Below are 14,707 nucleotides of genomic sequence, written 5' to 3'. Positions count from 1 at the left end.
TGGCCACCCCGGTCCCGAGGAACGCGGGGACGGGCGGGGCGGTGCGGGTGGCCGTTTCGGCGCGGCGGGCGGCTCGGCGTCGGGCCAGCGGTGGTCGCCCGCGTCGGCGTCCGGCCAGCGGTGGCCGTTGCCGCCGCTACCGGCACCCGGGTCGGCGGCTTCGTGGCGTGCGCGACCGTTGCTCGCGGCCTCGTGACGGCCGTGCCCGTGCGAAGGGCGGGCCGGTGGCTCGTCGTCGTCCTCCCACAGGGGGCTCCAGAAGCCGGTGCGCTCCGGGGGCTCCTCCTGTGCGCCTCGGGCGGACGCGCGCGGGTCCGAGTCGTCACCACTCGGCCATGCCGGCCCGCTTTCGCGATACCGGTGGTTGCGATGGTCGTTCACGTGAACAGGCCTCCCAGAGCGGCGCACGGCAGAGCACGCCGCGTGGTGGTCGTCGGCGGCAGAGCAGGCAGAACCATCGATCTCACTCCGCCGCTGTCCTCCTTCGTGGCTTATGGGTGTCGAGTCCACCCGTCCCCAGGACGTATGACTGCACCAGGTGGTTCCATCCACAGGTGCGGCAAACCTCGACCGCGTACACAGTGAACTCGGTGAACGACGCCGCCATCCGCACGAGCTCCTCTGGCGCGCGTGCCGAGCCGGACGCGTGCTTGAGCTCGTCGCCGTAGACCCAGGACACCTTCGTCACCGGTTCCTTGCGGCAGACAGGGCAGGTCACGTCACTCGGCTCGCCGTGGAACTTGGCGGCGCGCAGCAGGTACGGGTTCGCGTCGCACACGTCCATGGTGCCGACGCGACCGGAGTGCACCTCCGCGAGCAGCGCCTTGCGCTGCAACGCGTAGTCGACCACCTGTCGCTGTGTACGCACGGAGGACAGCCTACGCGGCGCCGTTACCACGTCCATGCGCTGTTTGACATACGGCGCGCGGCGCAGTCGCCACTCTGCGTTGAAGAAGTGATGTGGTCACCGGTTGTCAACGGCCGTGACCTGCGGTTGCGCTGTGACCTGTCCGAGATCCCGCCGTGTCCTGAAGATTCGTGATCACCGCCACGTCTTCTCCAGTGCTCCTCCCTGATGTATCGGCGCGATATAGTGGGCCAGTAGGTCAGTGCACACGAAAGGAGGCGCGCGATGCTCGATTTCGCGATCCTCGGGTTGTTGCACGAGGCCCCCATGCACGGCTATGAGCTGCGTAAACGACTGTTCGACATGCTCGGCACGCTCCGCGCGTTCTCCTACGGCTCGCTCTACCCGACGCTGCGCAGGCTGCTGAAGGCCGGCCTCATCGTCGAGGACGACCAGCGGGAGACCGAGGACGAACGCGCCGCCCGCACCTGGGGCAAGCGCGCCAAGCGGGTCTACAAGCTCACCGCCGAAGGCAAGGAGCGCTTCGCCGAGATGCTCGCCGACGTGGGCCCGCAGGCCTATGACGACGAGGGGTTCGGCGTGCACATGGCGTTCTTCTCCCGCACGCCCGCCGAGGTGAGGATGCGGATCCTCGAAGGCCGCAGGCGCCGGGTGGAGGAACGACGAGAAGGGCTGCGTTCCTCGGTTGCGCGGGCGGGTGAGCAGATCGACCGCTACACCCGCGAGCTGCACCGGCTCGGGCTCGAACACAGCGAGCGGGAGGTCCGCTGGCTCAACGAGCTGATCGCGACCGAGCAGAGGGAGCAGAAGGAACGGCAGGAAGGCGCCGAATGACGGCGCCTGACTGGCAGGTCAGTGCGGATCTGCGACTTCGGACCGCCACGACCCGCCAGTGGTCGGGGTACACACAGGGAGAAGGAGAACCGGCATGGGCGAACAGCGTCGCAGCGTCCGGGTGGCCATCGTCGGCGTCGGCAACTGTGCCGCGTCGCTGGTGCAGGGCGTTCACTACTACCGTGACGCCGACCCGGAGACCCGCGTCCCCGGTCTGATGCACGTCCAGTTCGGCGACTACCACGTGCGGGACGTGGAGTTCGTCGCCGCGTTCGACGTCGACGCCAAGAAGGTCGGCCGCGACCTGTCCGAGGCGATCGTCGCGAGCGAGAACAACACGATCAAGATCTGCGACGTGCCGCCGCTCGGGGTCACCGTCCAGCGCGGCCACACCTTCGACGGCCTCGGCGAGTTCTACCGGGACATGATCACCGAGTCCGACGAGGAGCCCGCCGACGTGGTGGCGACGCTGCGCGAGGCCGAGGTCGACGTGCTGGTGTCCTACCTGCCGGTCGGCTCAGAGGACGCGGACCGCTTCTACGCCCAGGCCGCCATCGACGCGGGCGTGGCGTTCGTCAACGCGCTGCCGGTGTTCATCGCGTCGGACCCGGAGTGGGCGGCGAAGTTCACCGAGGCCGGCGTGCCGATCGTGGGCGACGACATCAAGTCGCAGGTCGGCGCCACCATCACGCACCGCGTGCTGGCGAAGCTGTTCGAGGACCGTGGCGTGGAGTTGCTGCGCACCTACCAGCTCAACTTCGGCGGCAACATGGACTTCATGAACATGCTGGAGCGCAAGCGGCTCCAGTCGAAGAAGATCTCCAAGACGCAGTCGGTGACCTCGCAGATCCCGCACGAGATGGCCAAGGCGGACGTGCACATCGGGCCGTCGGACCACGTGCCGTGGCTGGACGACCGCAAGTGGGCCTACGTGCGGCTCGAGGGCAAGGCGTTCGGTGACGTGCCGCTGAGCCTGGAGTACAAGCTCGAGGTGTGGGACTCGCCGAACTCGGCGGGCGTGATCATCGACGCGGTGCGTGCCGCGAAGATCGCGCTGGACCGCGGCATCGGCGGCCCGATCACCTCGGCGTCGTCGTACTTCATGAAGTCGCCGCCGGAGCAGTACTCCGACTCCGAGGCCTACGACGCGGTGGAGAAGTTCATCGCCGGGGAGCTGGAGCGCTGACCGGCCGCTAAACCCGGGAGCCGTCGCAGGCGTCAGAGGGGCGTGAAGACGGCAACCGACCAAACGTCGGAACCCCGCGCGGACAGCGCGGGGTTCCACGCGTTGTTCGACGAGTCCTTCGAGCGCATGAAGCGCCTCGCGTTCCTCCTGGGGGCGGACGACCCGGAGAACATCGCGCAGGAGGCGTTCGTCCGGCTGCACGGCAAGTGGCCGAGCCTGGCGCCTGACAAGGTGCTGCCCTACCTGCGGCGGACCGTGGTCAACCTGTCCCGGTCGCGGCTGCGGCACCTGCGGGTGGTGCGCAGGGCGCCGAGGGAACCGGACCGGGACATCGCGTCCGCGGAGGCGACCGTGCTCGCCGGGCACGGCAACCGCGCCGTGCACGAGGCGATGCAGCGGCTGACCCCGCGCCAGCGCCAGGTGCTCGTGCTCCGGTACTGGCTGGACCTCGACCAGCAGGCCATCGCGGAGACCCTCGGCATCGCGGTCGGCACCGTGAAGGCCACCACCAGCCATGCCATGACCGCGTTGCGCGCCGCGCTGCCCGAGGAGGACGACCGATGAACGACCTCGACCAGCGCCTGCGGTACACGCTGCACGAGCTCGCCGACACCGTGCCGCCGAGTGACAACGCCAAGGGCGACCTCGAGCGCAGGCTCGCAGACCGCCGGGGGATCCGAGGGCCCGCGCTGGTGGCCGCCGCGGCGGCCACGGTCGTCGCGGCCGTCGGCGTGGTGATCCCGCTCGCGGTGCACCACGACGCACCGGCACCGCCCGCGGCCGAGGAGAAGAACGACGGCCTCGTGTGGTCACCGGACTACGACTGGGTGCGTGCCGACGCGGGCCCGCACGTGCTCGGCACGTTCGCCAGGAACGGCGAGAACGTCGACGCCGTCGCCTGGGTGCTGGACGGGCAGCTGTGCGTCGCCGAGGGCCATCACGTCGGTGTCGGCGGTTCGACCACCCGCCCGCCCGCCGCCATCGTCAACACGTCGTGCTTCACGGTGCCGGCGTGGCCGACCGGCCCGCGGAACAGCACGCACGTCGAGACCAGGGCGGTGCTCTCCGACGGGGCCATCGAGTCCGGTCCGGTGCCCGGCCTGATGCTGTTGCTGACCGACCCGAAGGTCGAGGTACTGACGGTGCGGAGCGGTGACGGCTCGCCGGTCTCCGTTCGGGAGCTCGACCGGAGCGGCACGCTTAACCTGTTCCTCGCCGACTTCGCCGGCTCGACGCAGGGTTTCGGCTACACCGCCTACGACGCCGATGGCAATGTGGTGGAGAGCGCGATCACCTGATCACCTGGGCCGATGCGCCCCAGCTGTTCATCCCGGCTTCACCTGCTCCACGCGTGCCGCTGGTCTTCGGCTCCTAGCGTCGGGCCCTGCCAAGTCCGACAGTGCCTGACCGTGGAGGCCACGTGTCCCCAGCCGACGAACCCCGGCTCCTCCCGTTGTTCACCACCAACCCCAAGGGCGGGCGGTCCTCGATCACCTGCCTGTACCGGTGCGGCAACGCCTGCGCGCACGAGGCGCCGAACACCTCGGACAACACCTACTTCGCCGACGTGGTCGCCGACGTCGCCAGCCGCCGAGGGATGCTCAAGGCGGGTGCGGTGATCGCGGTCGCGGGCCTGGTGACCGCCGGTGCGGGGACCGCGGCCGCGACCCCCGGGCGGCCCGGCGGCGGTCATGGTCACGGCACGGGCCTCGACTTCGAGCCGGTGGCGCCGAACGACCTCGACACGCTGGTAGTGCCGAAGGGGTACGAGCAGGACGTGGTCATCCGCTGGGGCGACCCGGTGGTGCCCGGCGCGCCCCGGTTCGACTTCGCGAACCAGACCGCGGCGGCGCAGGCCGGGCAGTTCGGCTTCAACAACGACTTCTGCGGCCTCGTACCGCTCGGCCGCGACCGGTACCTCATGGTGTCCAACCACGAGTACACGACCGAGTCGGCCATGTTCTTCGGCTACGACGCGAACAACCCGACCCGCGAGCAGGCGGAGATCGCGTGGGCCGCGCACGGGCTTTCCGTCGTCGTCGTGGAGCGGCGCCGCCGAGGCGGCCTCGAGGTGAAACCGGACCGGCACTACAACCGCCGCATCACGCTGACCACGCCGTTCGCGGTGCGGGGCCCCGCCGCGGGCTCGAAGTACCTGAGGACCTCGGCCGACCCGACCGGTCGCCGCGTCCTCGGCACGCAGAACAACTGCGCTGGCGGGGTCACGCCGTGGGGCACGATCCTGTCCGGCGAGGAGAACTTCAACCAGTACTTCGCGAACGCCGACCTCGTCACCGACCCGGTCGCCAAGGCACGCAACACCCGTTACGGCATCGCGGGCGGCGCGTCGCAGCGCAAGTGGGAGCGCTTCGACGAGCGGTTCGACCTGGCGCGGGAACCCAACGAGGCCAACCGGTTCGGCTGGGTCGTGGAGATCGACCCGCTCGATCCGCACTCGACGCCGGTGAAGCACACCGCGCTCGGCCGGTTCAAGCACGAGGGCGCGAACGTCGTCGTCGCCAGGGACGGGCGCGTGGTCGCGTACATGGGCGACGACGAGCGGTTCGACTACCTGTACAAGTTCGTCACCGACGGCAGGTACAAGCCGGGCGACAGCCGCTACGCCCGTGAGCACAACAAGAAGCTGCTCGACTCCGGCACGCTGTACGTCGCGAAGTTCACCGGCGACAGCCCGGCGGACGAGATCGACGGGTCGGGCACGGTCCCCGCCGACGGCGAGTTCGACGGCTCCGGCGAGTGGATCCCCCTGGTACGCAACAACAAGTCGTTCGTGCCGGGCTTCACCGCCGAGGAGGTGTACGTCTTCACGCGCCTCGCCGCCGACGTGGTGGGCCCGACCAAGATGGACCGCCCGGAGGACGTCGAGCCGAGCCCGCGCAACGGCCGGATCTACGCGGCGCTCACCAACAACACCGACCGCGGCAAGGCGGGCAGGGAAGGCGCGACCGAGCCCAACCCGAGGGTGGCCAACAAGCACGGGCACGTGCTGGAGGTCGAGGAGCGCAGGGGCGACCACACCGGCACCCGGTTCTCGTGGCAGCTGCTGCTGCTCTGCGGTGACCCGGCCTCGCCGGACACCTACTTCGCGGGCTACGACAAGTCGCAGGTCAGCCCGATCTCGTGCCCGGACAACGTGGCGTTCGACGCCAGGGGCAACCTGTGGATCTCCACGGACGGCAACGCGCTGTCGCACAACGACGGGCTGTTCGCGGTGCCGGTCGAAGGCCGCGAACGGGGGCACGTCAGGCAGTTCCTCACGGTGCCCGACGGCGCGGAGACCTGCGGCCCGGTCGTGACCGACGACTTCGTGCTGGTTTCCGTGCAGCACCCCGGTGAGCTGGACGGCGCGAGCGCGGACAACCCGCTGTCGCACTGGCCGGACGGTGGCGACGCGCAGCCGAGGCCGTCGGTGGTGGCGGTCTACCGTTCGTAGAGTGGGGGTATGACTGATCGTCCGCTCGCGCTGATCACCGGCGCGTCACGGGGAATCGGCAGGGCCATCGCCGAGTCCCTCGCCGGTACGCACGACCTGCTGCTCGGCGGCCGCGACGAGGAAGCACTCGCGTCGCGGGCCGCCGGGTTGCCGTCGGCCCGCCCGTGGCCCGTGGAGCTGACCGACGACCGGGCCCTGGCGGCGGCGGTCACGGGCATCGACCGCCTCGACGTGCTCGTGCACTCGGCGGGCATCTCCCGTCTCGGCGCGCTGACCGAGGTCACGGCCGCCGACTGGCGCGAGTCGTACGAGGTGAACGTGGTGGCGGTCGTGGAGCTGACCAGGCTCCTGCTCCCCGCCCTGCGCGCGGCGGAGGGTCACGTGGTCCTGATCAACTCCGGCTCCGGCCTGAAGGCCAACCCGGGGTGGGGCGCGTACGCGGCGAGCAAGTTCGCACTGCGTGCCTTCTCGGACGTCCTGCGCGCGGAGGAAGAACCCAACGGCCTGCGCGTCACCTCGGTGCACCCCGGCCGCACCGCGACCGACATGCAGAAGGCGGTCCGCGACTTCGAGGGCGGCGACTTCGTCCCCGAGAAGTACATGCGGCCCGAGTCGGTGGCGAACGTGGTCCGGGCGGCGATCGAGACACCGAGGGACGCACACGTGCACGAGATCGTGATCCGTCAGCCGAACCGCTGATGAACTGGGATCCCGTTGGTGTGCCGGACGGTCTGACCCAGCGCGCCCGCACGTTCGTGCGTGCCAACTGCGTGCGCGTCGACGCCATCGACGTCACGTCCTGGCGGGAGCGGTGGCTCGGGTTCGGCGTGCCGGCCGAGGAGATCGACCGGGTCGCCACCTACCAGCGCCGCTGGGGCGGGCTGGCCTTCCCGCCCGCGCCGGTCTACGACGGTGGCCCCCGCTACCTCAACGCCGACATCCCCGAGCCGTCGCCGGACGACGGCTGGTGGTTCGAGGCAGGGCCCCCGCGCGGTGCGGTGCCCTACTCGTTCATGATCGGCCCGACCGGCGAGTTCGGCATCCACGGCGACCGCTGGATCCCGCTGCACGCGACCGTCGAGGGCTGGGTGGAGTCGCTCGCGCTCACCCACCACGCGTCCGCGACCGCGCACCGGGTCACCCGCCTCACCGGCGACGACGTGGAGCGCGTCGACCTCGACGAGTACGAGCTGGTCGGCGAGGTCGAGGGGCTGGCGGACTCGTGGTGGCGCGACGACGACCTGCTCGTGGCCGTCTACACGGGCGAGGCCGAGGCGTTCGCCGCACCGGACTGCCGCACCACGATCTTCTACGAGTTCGCCAGCAGCGGCTGACCCTCAGCCGCGCAGGCGGGAGGTCACCGCGCCCGCCTGTGCCTGCACCTTCGCACGTTCGACCTTCGTCGGCTCGTGGTCGGCGACGACCTGTTCGCCGCCCACCCACACGTCCCGCACGTTGCGTGCGTTCGCGCCCCACACGAGGTTCGCCAGTAGGTGTTCGTCCGGCACCGAGAGGCCCGCGGCGAAGGCCTCCGTCGACGTGTCGACATGCACCACGTCGGCCCAGCGGCCCTCCTCCAGCACGCCGATGTCGGTGCGCCCCAGCGCTTCCGCGCCACCGAGGGTGGCCATCAGCAGCACGTCCGCCGCCGTCAGCGCCGCCGAGTCCATGGTGGACAGGCGGGCGACGAGCGCGGCCAGCCGCATCTCCTCCCACAGGTCGAGGTCGTCGTTGCTGGCCGGGCCGTCCGTGCCCAGCCCCACCGGCACCCCCGCGGCCCGCAGCGCGGGCACCCTGGCGATGCCCGACGCCAGCTTCGCGTTGGAACCGGGGCAGTGCGCCACCGCGACGCCGTTCGCCGCGAAGACGGCGATGTCCTCGTCCGACAGGTGCACCGAGTGCGCCGCCAGCACCCGCCCGCCCAGCAGCCCGATCGACGACAGCATCTTCGGCACCGACCCGTAAGACGTTCGCTGCGCGGCGTCCTCCTGCGGCGACTCCGCCACGTGGATCAGCAGCAGCGCGTCCCGCACGCGGGACGCCTCGGCCACCATCGTCAGCGCCTCCGGCGACAGCGTGTACGCCGAGTGCGGGCCGTAGCCGATCTCGATGCGGTCGTGCGGCCGCAGCCCGTCCACGTCGATGCGGGCGCTGACCTCGTCGAGCTGTGCGCGCCAGCTCCACCCGGCCGCGTCCACGATGGCGGGCCCGAGCACCATCCGGCCGCCGGTCGCGAGCACGGCACGCACCACGTGGTCGGGCTGGAAGTACTGCTCGACGCTGGTCGTGACGCCGTTGCGCAGCATCTCCACCGAGCCGAGCAGCATCCCGGCCTCGATGTCAGAGGGAGTCAGCAGCGCCTCGGCCGGCCAGATGACCTCCTGTAACCACCGCATCAGCGGCAGGTCGCCACCCATGCCGCGCAGCACCGTCATCGGGCTGTGCGCGTGCATGTTGATCATGCCGGGCATGAGGATGCCGTCCAGCGACCGGACCGGGGCGTCCGACGCGGGCGCGCCGTCCGCCGGGCCGACGTAGCCGAGCCGGCCGGACGGGCCGACATCCACCACCGCGTCGCGCAACACACCACACGACGGGTCGCAGGGCAGGACGATCGGGGCACGCAGACGGAACATGCTCTGGATCCTGCCAGGTGGGCATAAAGATCCATAAGATCCTAGACGAGCGCGTTCCCCCAGGTGGTGAACGCCGGGCGCGAGCCGCCGCCGGTCGCGGGCAGGAACCCGTTGACCGAATGCTTGATCTTCACGTTCGCGGCGTCGAACGAGTACACCACCGCGCGGTTCAGCTCCACGACCGCGCGGTCCCGCCACAGCGTCCGGTCGGACGTGGTGTCCAGGCCAAGCCGGTCGGCGATCACCCGCGCGAGCCCGTACGCCGCGTCGTTGGCCAGCACGTCCTCGCCGATGGCCTGGCAGATGTACACCCCGTTGTACGGCGCCGCCGGGTAGGTGACGCCGCCGATCCGCAGCCCTCGGTTGCTGATCACCGGCACCGCGTGCCAGCGCAGGCCGAGTGTCGCGAACCACGGCAGCTCCGGGTGCTCGAGCGGCACCTCGCGCACGGCGTCCCTTGGCAACGGGAACACCGCGACCCCCTCGTGCGGGGTCAGCACCACCAGGGGCAGCTTGTCGAACGCGGTGTGCCCGGCGGGCGGGCGCCAGCCGAGGCGGCACACCGCCGTCGTGAAGTCGACGTATCTGCGGTCGCCGAGCACCCGCCCGGGTTCGACGTAACCGGCGTAGCGGACCAGCTGGTCGTTGCGGATCCGAGGGCCCGGCCGCGCCGGGGTGTCGGGCGCGAAGACGCTCACCATCGGGCGCACGGCGCCGTTGTTGGTGGACATCCGCAGGTGCTGCACGCACTGGACGGCGACCTCGGTGCTGTTGCGGACCTGGCGCAGGTCACGCACGAGCAGCCCGCGCCACGGCACATCCGCCGGGCACCACCCGCTGTCGCGCAGCGCGAGCCGCGCGCCGTACGCCAGCTCGGCGGGCAGGTGGCGGTAGGTGCCGGTCGCCGTGATCTCCTCGCGCACCTTTGCGAGCCGCGACTCCACCTGCCCTGCCTTCGGCCTCGCGTGGTGGAACGCGCGGATGAACTCCTCGGCCTCGCCGTAGAGCGATCGCGCCCGCGGCCTTGGTCGCGCGGGGGCGGGCGCCGGGGTGACGACGGGCTCGTCGCGCAGTGCTGTCACACCATGGGTATCGGCCCCGGTTGTGCGGTACTGGATTACCTGGACAGGTGGTGGCCTGGGCACCGAAATTACCGAATGTGGGTCCTAATCCGGTCATTTCGGCGTGTTCGTGCTCGGTTGGGAACACTCAGACCACCCGATCCGGTCACACGCGTTCGAAGATGAGGTCGCGGCTGACCCGGCCCTCCTGCTCGGCGCGGCTCTCGAACTTCGTCAGCGGCCGCCACGCGGGCCTCGGCGCCCAGCCGCCGTGCTCGTCCGGGTAGAGGTTCCGCAGGTGCGGCTCGGCCGAGCACACCTCCATCATGTGCTCCGCGTAGTTCTCCCAGTCGGTCGCGAGGTGCAGCGTGCCGCCGGGCACGAGCCGCGACGCCACCACCGACACCAGCGACGGCTGCACGAGCCTGCGCTTGTGGTGCTTCTTCTTCGGCCACGGGTCCGGATAGAAGATCCGCACCCCGGACAGCGACTGCTCGGCCAGGTGCTGTTCGAGCAGCACGACCGCGTCCCCGCGCAGCAGGCGCAGGTTCTTCAGGGCCGCGGTCTCGGCACGCATCATCAGCTGCGCGAGCCCCGGCTGGTACACGTCGACGGCGAGGTAGTTGACGTCCGGCGCCGCCTCGGCCAGCGCGGCCGTGGTCTCGCCCATGCCGGACCCGATCTCCAGCATCACCGGCGCTGACCGGCGCAACCACCCGTCCACGTCCAGCGGCCCGGGCGGCAGCGCCGAGATGTCGCGGCCCATGGCGGGCCACTGTCGTTCCCACGCGCGGGTCTGCCCGACGGTCATCCGACCGCCGCGGTTCACGAAGCTGACGACTGTGCGCCTGGGTGCATCCACGGGGGGAGAGCCTAGGGTCCCGAACCGGGAATGCGGTGCGTAAGTCGGTGGATCCAGGTTTCTGCCGGCAAGGCGCCGATCCTCCCTCGTACCGGGTTGTACTTGGGTGGATCGGCAACGCCGTCTCGCTGGCCCGGCACTCGCTGGGCCGCCGAATCATGTGCCAGATTTCCGGTTCGGGACCCTAGGGGGCGAGCGATTCCAGTCTCGCGAGGTTCGCTCGCAGGTCCGGGAGCCCTTCCACGGCGATCGGTGCCGGGTTGGCCTCGCTGGGATGCACTCGGATCACGTCGATCCACCCCGCGTGCCGGTCGGTCAGCATGAGCGTGGTCGGCACGCCGGGTTCGGCCAGCTTGCGCTCGGACGGCACGTACTCCCAGAAACCGGAGTCGCCGTCGGCGCCCCACGGCACGTACACCCAGCCGGTGCGGGCGGTGAGCAGCTTCGACACGCGGTCCTCGACCGTGTAGCCCTCGAGCCGGGTGGTCAGCGTGCCTGCCGCGAGTGCCCGCAGCCACCATGGCGCCGGTGCCAACGGGTCGACCGCGTGGATCGTGCGGTACAGCGTGAGGACCTGCTGTTCCGGCGCGCGGTGCACCCAGGAGCGCCTGGTCTCCGCCGGTGTGGTGGCGTCGTCCTGTTCGCCGCCCCACTGTTCGATGGCCTGCGACCACTCGAGCCCGAGCAAGGGCTCGACCTGTAGCGCTTCCGCCGTGGACGGTTGGTGTGACGAGCGCCGTTGCTCCTCTGCCGCAGCGGCGGCATCAGTAGTTGGGCCGGTGTCAACCACCGTCACAAGTCCACCTCCAGGGGCGCCCTTATGGAGTTGGGGCGGGTTGGGGACTGCACTGATTCGATAATGACGTCAGTAACCGGGTATGGCAGCACGCTGTGGGCAGGGCCACGATGACTTAACGCGGTCGTAACGGTGTCGTATTGCAAGACACCGAATCTGCCCCACATGGCACATCGACCGCCTAGTGGTGGCCGTTACCTTACGGTGGGCGTTCTGTGCCTATTTTCACCCGAATGGCAGACATATAAGGGACCCGAGCCACCCCCCGAAGGTGACCCGGGTCCCTTTCCCCCGTGACGGCGCAGCAGCTCCCCCGAGCGCTACGCGTCCCGCTTGTTGGCCGTGAACAGCGCCGCGATCAACAACACCAGTGCGAACCCGGCGAAGTAGGCGAGCGACCACCACGGGCTCAGCGAGGAGAGCGAGGGCGGCGGGCCCTCGGCGATCGGCCGGTTCGTGATGTCCGGGTCGCCGGTCAGGAACTTGTTGACGACGTAGAACGGCATCCACTTCTGGATGTCGTCGCCGACGTTCGGGATCAGCGCGACCAGGCCCTCGACGAGCAGGACGTAGATCAGCGTCAGCGACACCGCGCCCGCCGAGTGGCGGATCAGGGCGCCGACGGCGACCGCGATGACCGCCGAGAGCGCGTAGACCAGGCCGACGCCGGCGGTGGCACGCCACTCGAACGGTGTGTTGATGCCCAGGTCGGCGCCGGACTGGATCAGCTTGGAGATCCCGACCGCGCCGAACGCGGCCAGTTCGCCGACCAGGCCAGCGAACAACGCCACGACCGTGGTCTTGGCGAGCAGCGCGCCGGTCCGGTTGGGCACCGCCTGGAACGTGGCCCGGATCGTGCCGAACCGGTACTCGGTGGTGATCGCCAGCGTGGCCATCACCATGATCACCATCAGGCCGAAGTTCATGCCGAACTGGGTCGAGGCGATCGTGGGCAGGTTCTCGGTGTCGACGCCGGCGATCAGTGCGGCGAAGCCGATGGTGAGACCGAGCGCGGCCAGCGTGCACCACAGCGGCGAGCGCGTGGTGAAGAGCTTGATTCGTTCGACTGCGAGCAGAGTCATCAGGGTCACTTCCCCAGCGTCGTCAGGTCGGCGGGCTGCGCGGGCGCGTCGTCGCCCAGCGCGGCGTGGTACTCGACGGCGTCACCGGTCAGCTGGATGAACGCCTCCTCGAGCGAGCCGCGCTGCGGACTCAGCTCGTGCAGTGCGATCCCCTTGGCCGCGGCAAGCTCGCCGATCTTGGCGATGTCGACGCCGGAGACGATCAGGCTCTCGCCTTCGTCGCGGATGCTCCCGCCGAGCTCGCCGAGAGCCGAGCGCAGCACCGGCAGCTGCGGGCTGCGCACCAGCACGGTGCTCTCCGTCGCCTGCGCGACGAACTCCTCCGTGCTGCACTGCGAGATCAGCTTTCCCTTGCCGATCACGATCAGATCCTGCGCGGTGAGCGCCATCTCCGACAGCAGGTGGCTGGACACGAACACGGTCCTGCCCTCTTCCGCCAGCCGGTGCATGAACCGGCGGATCCACAGGATGCCCTCCGGGTCCAGGCCGTTGACCGGCTCGTCGAACAGCAGCACCTGCGGGTCCCCGAGCAGCGCGGCCGCGATGCCGAGCCGCTGCGACATGCCGAGCGAGTACCCGCCGGCGCGGCGGTTCGCCACGTCGGTGAGGCCGACGAGGTCGAGCACCTCGTCGACACGCTTGGCCGGGAGCTTGTTGGACTTCGCGAGCCAGCGCAGGTGTGCGCGGGCCGACCGGTTCGGGTGCACCCACTTGGCGTCCAGCAGCGCGCCGACGGTCCGGAGCGGGTTGTGCAGCTCCCGGTAGTGCTTGCCGTCGATGCGAACGTTGCCGGCCGTCGGCCGGTCAAGCCCCAGGATCATCCGCATCGTGGTGGACTTCCCCGCGCCGTTGGGGCCGAGGAAGCCGGTGACCCGCCCTGACTGGACGGAGAACGACAGGTTGTCGACGGCCACCGTCCTGCCGTACCTCTTGCTGAGGCCAGCTGCCTCAATCATGGTCTCTCCCTGAAAGTTCGTTGTCCCCTGGCCGTAATACTGGTCCTAGGCGGCGGTCCCGCACGTCCACCTGTGGTCGCCAGATCGGGTCAACCTCTGGGGGTAGCCTCCATCAGCCAAAAGGCTGGCGGATCCGTAACGACCCTGAGGCGACCCTGATTCGTGATCACTCCGAGGTAGGGGTTTTCCCGCAACGACCTCACGCTTCGCCAGGACGGACCAGTCCGGTCTCGTAGGCGAGCACGACCGCCTGCACCCGGTCCCGAAGATCCAGTTTGGACAGCACGCGGCCGACGTGGGTCTTGACCGTGGCCTCGGAGAGGAAGAGCTTCCGCGCGATCTCGGTGTTGGAGAGGCCCTGCGCGATCAGCAGCAGCACCTCGCGTTCGCGGTCGGTCAGCACGTCGAGGATCGACGAGTCCCGCAGCTCACCGCCCGTCACGCCGAGGAACCGGTCCAGCAGGCGCCGGGTGACGCTCGGTGAGACGACGGCGTCGCCGCTCGCGACCGATCGCAGCGCGGCGACCAGCTGCACGGACGGCGTGTCCTTCAACAGGAACCCGCTCGCACCGTTGCGCAGCGCGGACAGCGCGTACTCGTCGAGGTCGAACGTCGTCATCACGAGCACCTTCGCGAGGCCCCGCTCGGTGATCAGCTTCGTGGCCTCGACGCCGTCGAGCACCGGCATCCGCACGTCCATCAGCACGACGTCCGGGCGGTGCTCCTCCGCGAGCTTCACCGCCTCGTCGCCGTTGCCGGCCTCGCCGACGATCTCCATGTCGTCCTGCGCCCCGAGCACCATGCGGAAACCGACACGCATGAGCTCCTGGTCGTCGACGAGTAACACCCTGATCACCAGTCCGCCTCCCCAAATCACAAAAGTACTGGCCGGAACGCAGGCGGTTGGTGGCTGGGTGCCGTCACGTTCTCCTGAGGTCACCGTCGGTCAGGACCCGACCTTCGCACAAAGAT

The 14,707-nt window shown here is 70.0% G+C and carries 15 protein-coding genes and 1 pseudogene; 7 read left to right on the top strand and 9 right to left on the bottom strand.

Annotated elements, in window-relative coordinates:
• Together WBA97_RS15945 and WBA97_RS15940 are read right to left on the bottom strand one after the other, a co-directional pair.
• A pseudogene (locus WBA97_RS15945) lies at positions 1 to 381 on the bottom strand (hypothetical protein); the annotation flags it as partial.
• A gap of 82 nt (positions 382 to 463) precedes the next feature.
• Positions 464 to 868, bottom strand: a complete 405-nt coding sequence (locus WBA97_RS15940) for a DUF5318 domain-containing protein (protein ID WP_424231592.1) — start codon at positions 866 to 868, stop codon at positions 464 to 466.
• A 264-nt stretch (positions 869 to 1,132) separates the two neighbouring features.
• Here WBA97_RS15940 and WBA97_RS15935 point away from each other — a divergent pair, with 264 nt between their 5' ends.
• From WBA97_RS15935 to WBA97_RS15905, 7 genes are all read left to right on the top strand, one after another.
• Complete coding sequence (locus tag WBA97_RS15935) at positions 1,133 to 1,702, top strand: PadR family transcriptional regulator (protein WP_424231591.1); 570 nt, start codon at positions 1,133 to 1,135, stop codon at positions 1,700 to 1,702.
• 94 nt (positions 1,703 to 1,796) lie between these two features.
• On the top strand, positions 1,797 to 2,888 hold the full coding sequence (locus tag WBA97_RS15930; RefSeq protein WP_424231590.1) for an inositol-3-phosphate synthase: 1,092 nt from the start codon (positions 1,797 to 1,799) through the stop codon (positions 2,886 to 2,888).
• A 42-nt stretch (positions 2,889 to 2,930) separates the two neighbouring features.
• Positions 2,931 to 3,452: an RNA polymerase sigma factor gene (locus WBA97_RS15925; protein ID WP_424231589.1), complete on the top strand. Its 522-nt coding sequence runs from the start codon at positions 2,931 to 2,933 to the stop codon at positions 3,450 to 3,452.
• A complete protein-coding gene (locus WBA97_RS15920; protein ID WP_424231588.1) occupies positions 3,449 to 4,186 on the top strand; it encodes a hypothetical protein in 738 nt (245 codons plus the stop codon). Before WBA97_RS15925 ends, WBA97_RS15920 begins: the two co-directional genes overlap by 4 nt.
• Before the next feature lie 122 nt (positions 4,187 to 4,308).
• The gene (locus WBA97_RS15915; RefSeq protein ID WP_424231587.1) at positions 4,309 to 6,342 is read left to right on the top strand and encodes a PhoX family protein; all 2,034 of its coding nucleotides are present in this window, start codon (positions 4,309 to 4,311) and stop codon (positions 6,340 to 6,342) included.
• A gap of 9 nt (positions 6,343 to 6,351) precedes the next feature.
• Positions 6,352 to 7,041 (top strand): SDR family oxidoreductase, encoded by a 690-nt coding sequence (locus WBA97_RS15910; protein WP_424231586.1) that lies wholly within the window; start codon positions 6,352 to 6,354, stop codon positions 7,039 to 7,041.
• On the top strand, positions 7,041 to 7,676 hold the full coding sequence (locus WBA97_RS15905; RefSeq protein WP_424231585.1) for a hypothetical protein: 636 nt from the start codon (positions 7,041 to 7,043) through the stop codon (positions 7,674 to 7,676). The genes WBA97_RS15910 and WBA97_RS15905 overlap by 1 nt, the downstream gene beginning before the upstream one ends.
• 3 nt (positions 7,677 to 7,679) lie before the next feature.
• Here the strand turns inward: WBA97_RS15905 and WBA97_RS15900 are convergent, their stop codons facing one another.
• The 7 genes from WBA97_RS15900 to WBA97_RS15870 all read right to left on the bottom strand — a co-directional run bounded on the left by WBA97_RS15900 (position 7,680) and on the right by WBA97_RS15870 (position 14,591).
• Positions 7,680 to 8,978 (bottom strand): amidohydrolase family protein, encoded by a 1,299-nt coding sequence (locus WBA97_RS15900; protein WP_424231584.1) that lies wholly within the window; start codon positions 8,976 to 8,978, stop codon positions 7,680 to 7,682.
• A 41-nt stretch (positions 8,979 to 9,019) separates the two neighbouring features.
• Positions 9,020 to 10,060, bottom strand: coding sequence for a nitric oxide synthase oxygenase (locus WBA97_RS15895; RefSeq protein WP_424231583.1), 1,041 nt, complete (start codon positions 10,058 to 10,060; stop codon positions 9,020 to 9,022).
• 145 nt (positions 10,061 to 10,205) lie between these two features.
• Positions 10,206 to 10,850 carry a tRNA (guanosine(46)-N7)-methyltransferase TrmB gene (gene trmB, locus WBA97_RS15890; RefSeq protein WP_424231582.1) on the bottom strand — a complete coding sequence of 215 codons (645 nt, stop codon included), beginning with the start codon at positions 10,848 to 10,850 and terminating at the stop codon, positions 10,206 to 10,208.
• Between the two features lie 235 nt (positions 10,851 to 11,085).
• Positions 11,086 to 11,589, bottom strand: coding sequence for a hypothetical protein (locus WBA97_RS15885; RefSeq protein ID WP_424231581.1), 504 nt, complete (start codon positions 11,587 to 11,589; stop codon positions 11,086 to 11,088).
• A 428-nt stretch (positions 11,590 to 12,017) separates the two neighbouring features.
• The gene (locus WBA97_RS15880) at positions 12,018 to 12,779 is read right to left on the bottom strand and encodes an ABC transporter permease (RefSeq protein WP_424231580.1); all 762 of its coding nucleotides are present in this window, start codon (positions 12,777 to 12,779) and stop codon (positions 12,018 to 12,020) included.
• A 5-nt stretch (positions 12,780 to 12,784) separates the two neighbouring features.
• Positions 12,785 to 13,735, bottom strand: coding sequence for an ABC transporter ATP-binding protein (locus tag WBA97_RS15875; RefSeq protein WP_424231579.1), 951 nt, complete (start codon positions 13,733 to 13,735; stop codon positions 12,785 to 12,787).
• A 199-nt stretch (positions 13,736 to 13,934) separates the two neighbouring features.
• Positions 13,935 to 14,591 carry a response regulator gene (locus tag WBA97_RS15870; protein ID WP_424231578.1) on the bottom strand — a complete coding sequence of 219 codons (657 nt, stop codon included), beginning with the start codon at positions 14,589 to 14,591 and terminating at the stop codon, positions 13,935 to 13,937.
• Between the last annotated feature and the right edge of the window lie 116 nt (positions 14,592 to 14,707).

Origin of the sequence: Actinophytocola sp. (assembly GCF_049647105.1) — a bacterium.
Lineage (GTDB): Bacteria > Actinomycetota > Actinomycetes > Mycobacteriales > Pseudonocardiaceae > Actinophytocola.
This window is presented reverse-complemented; position numbering and strand designations above follow the sequence as displayed.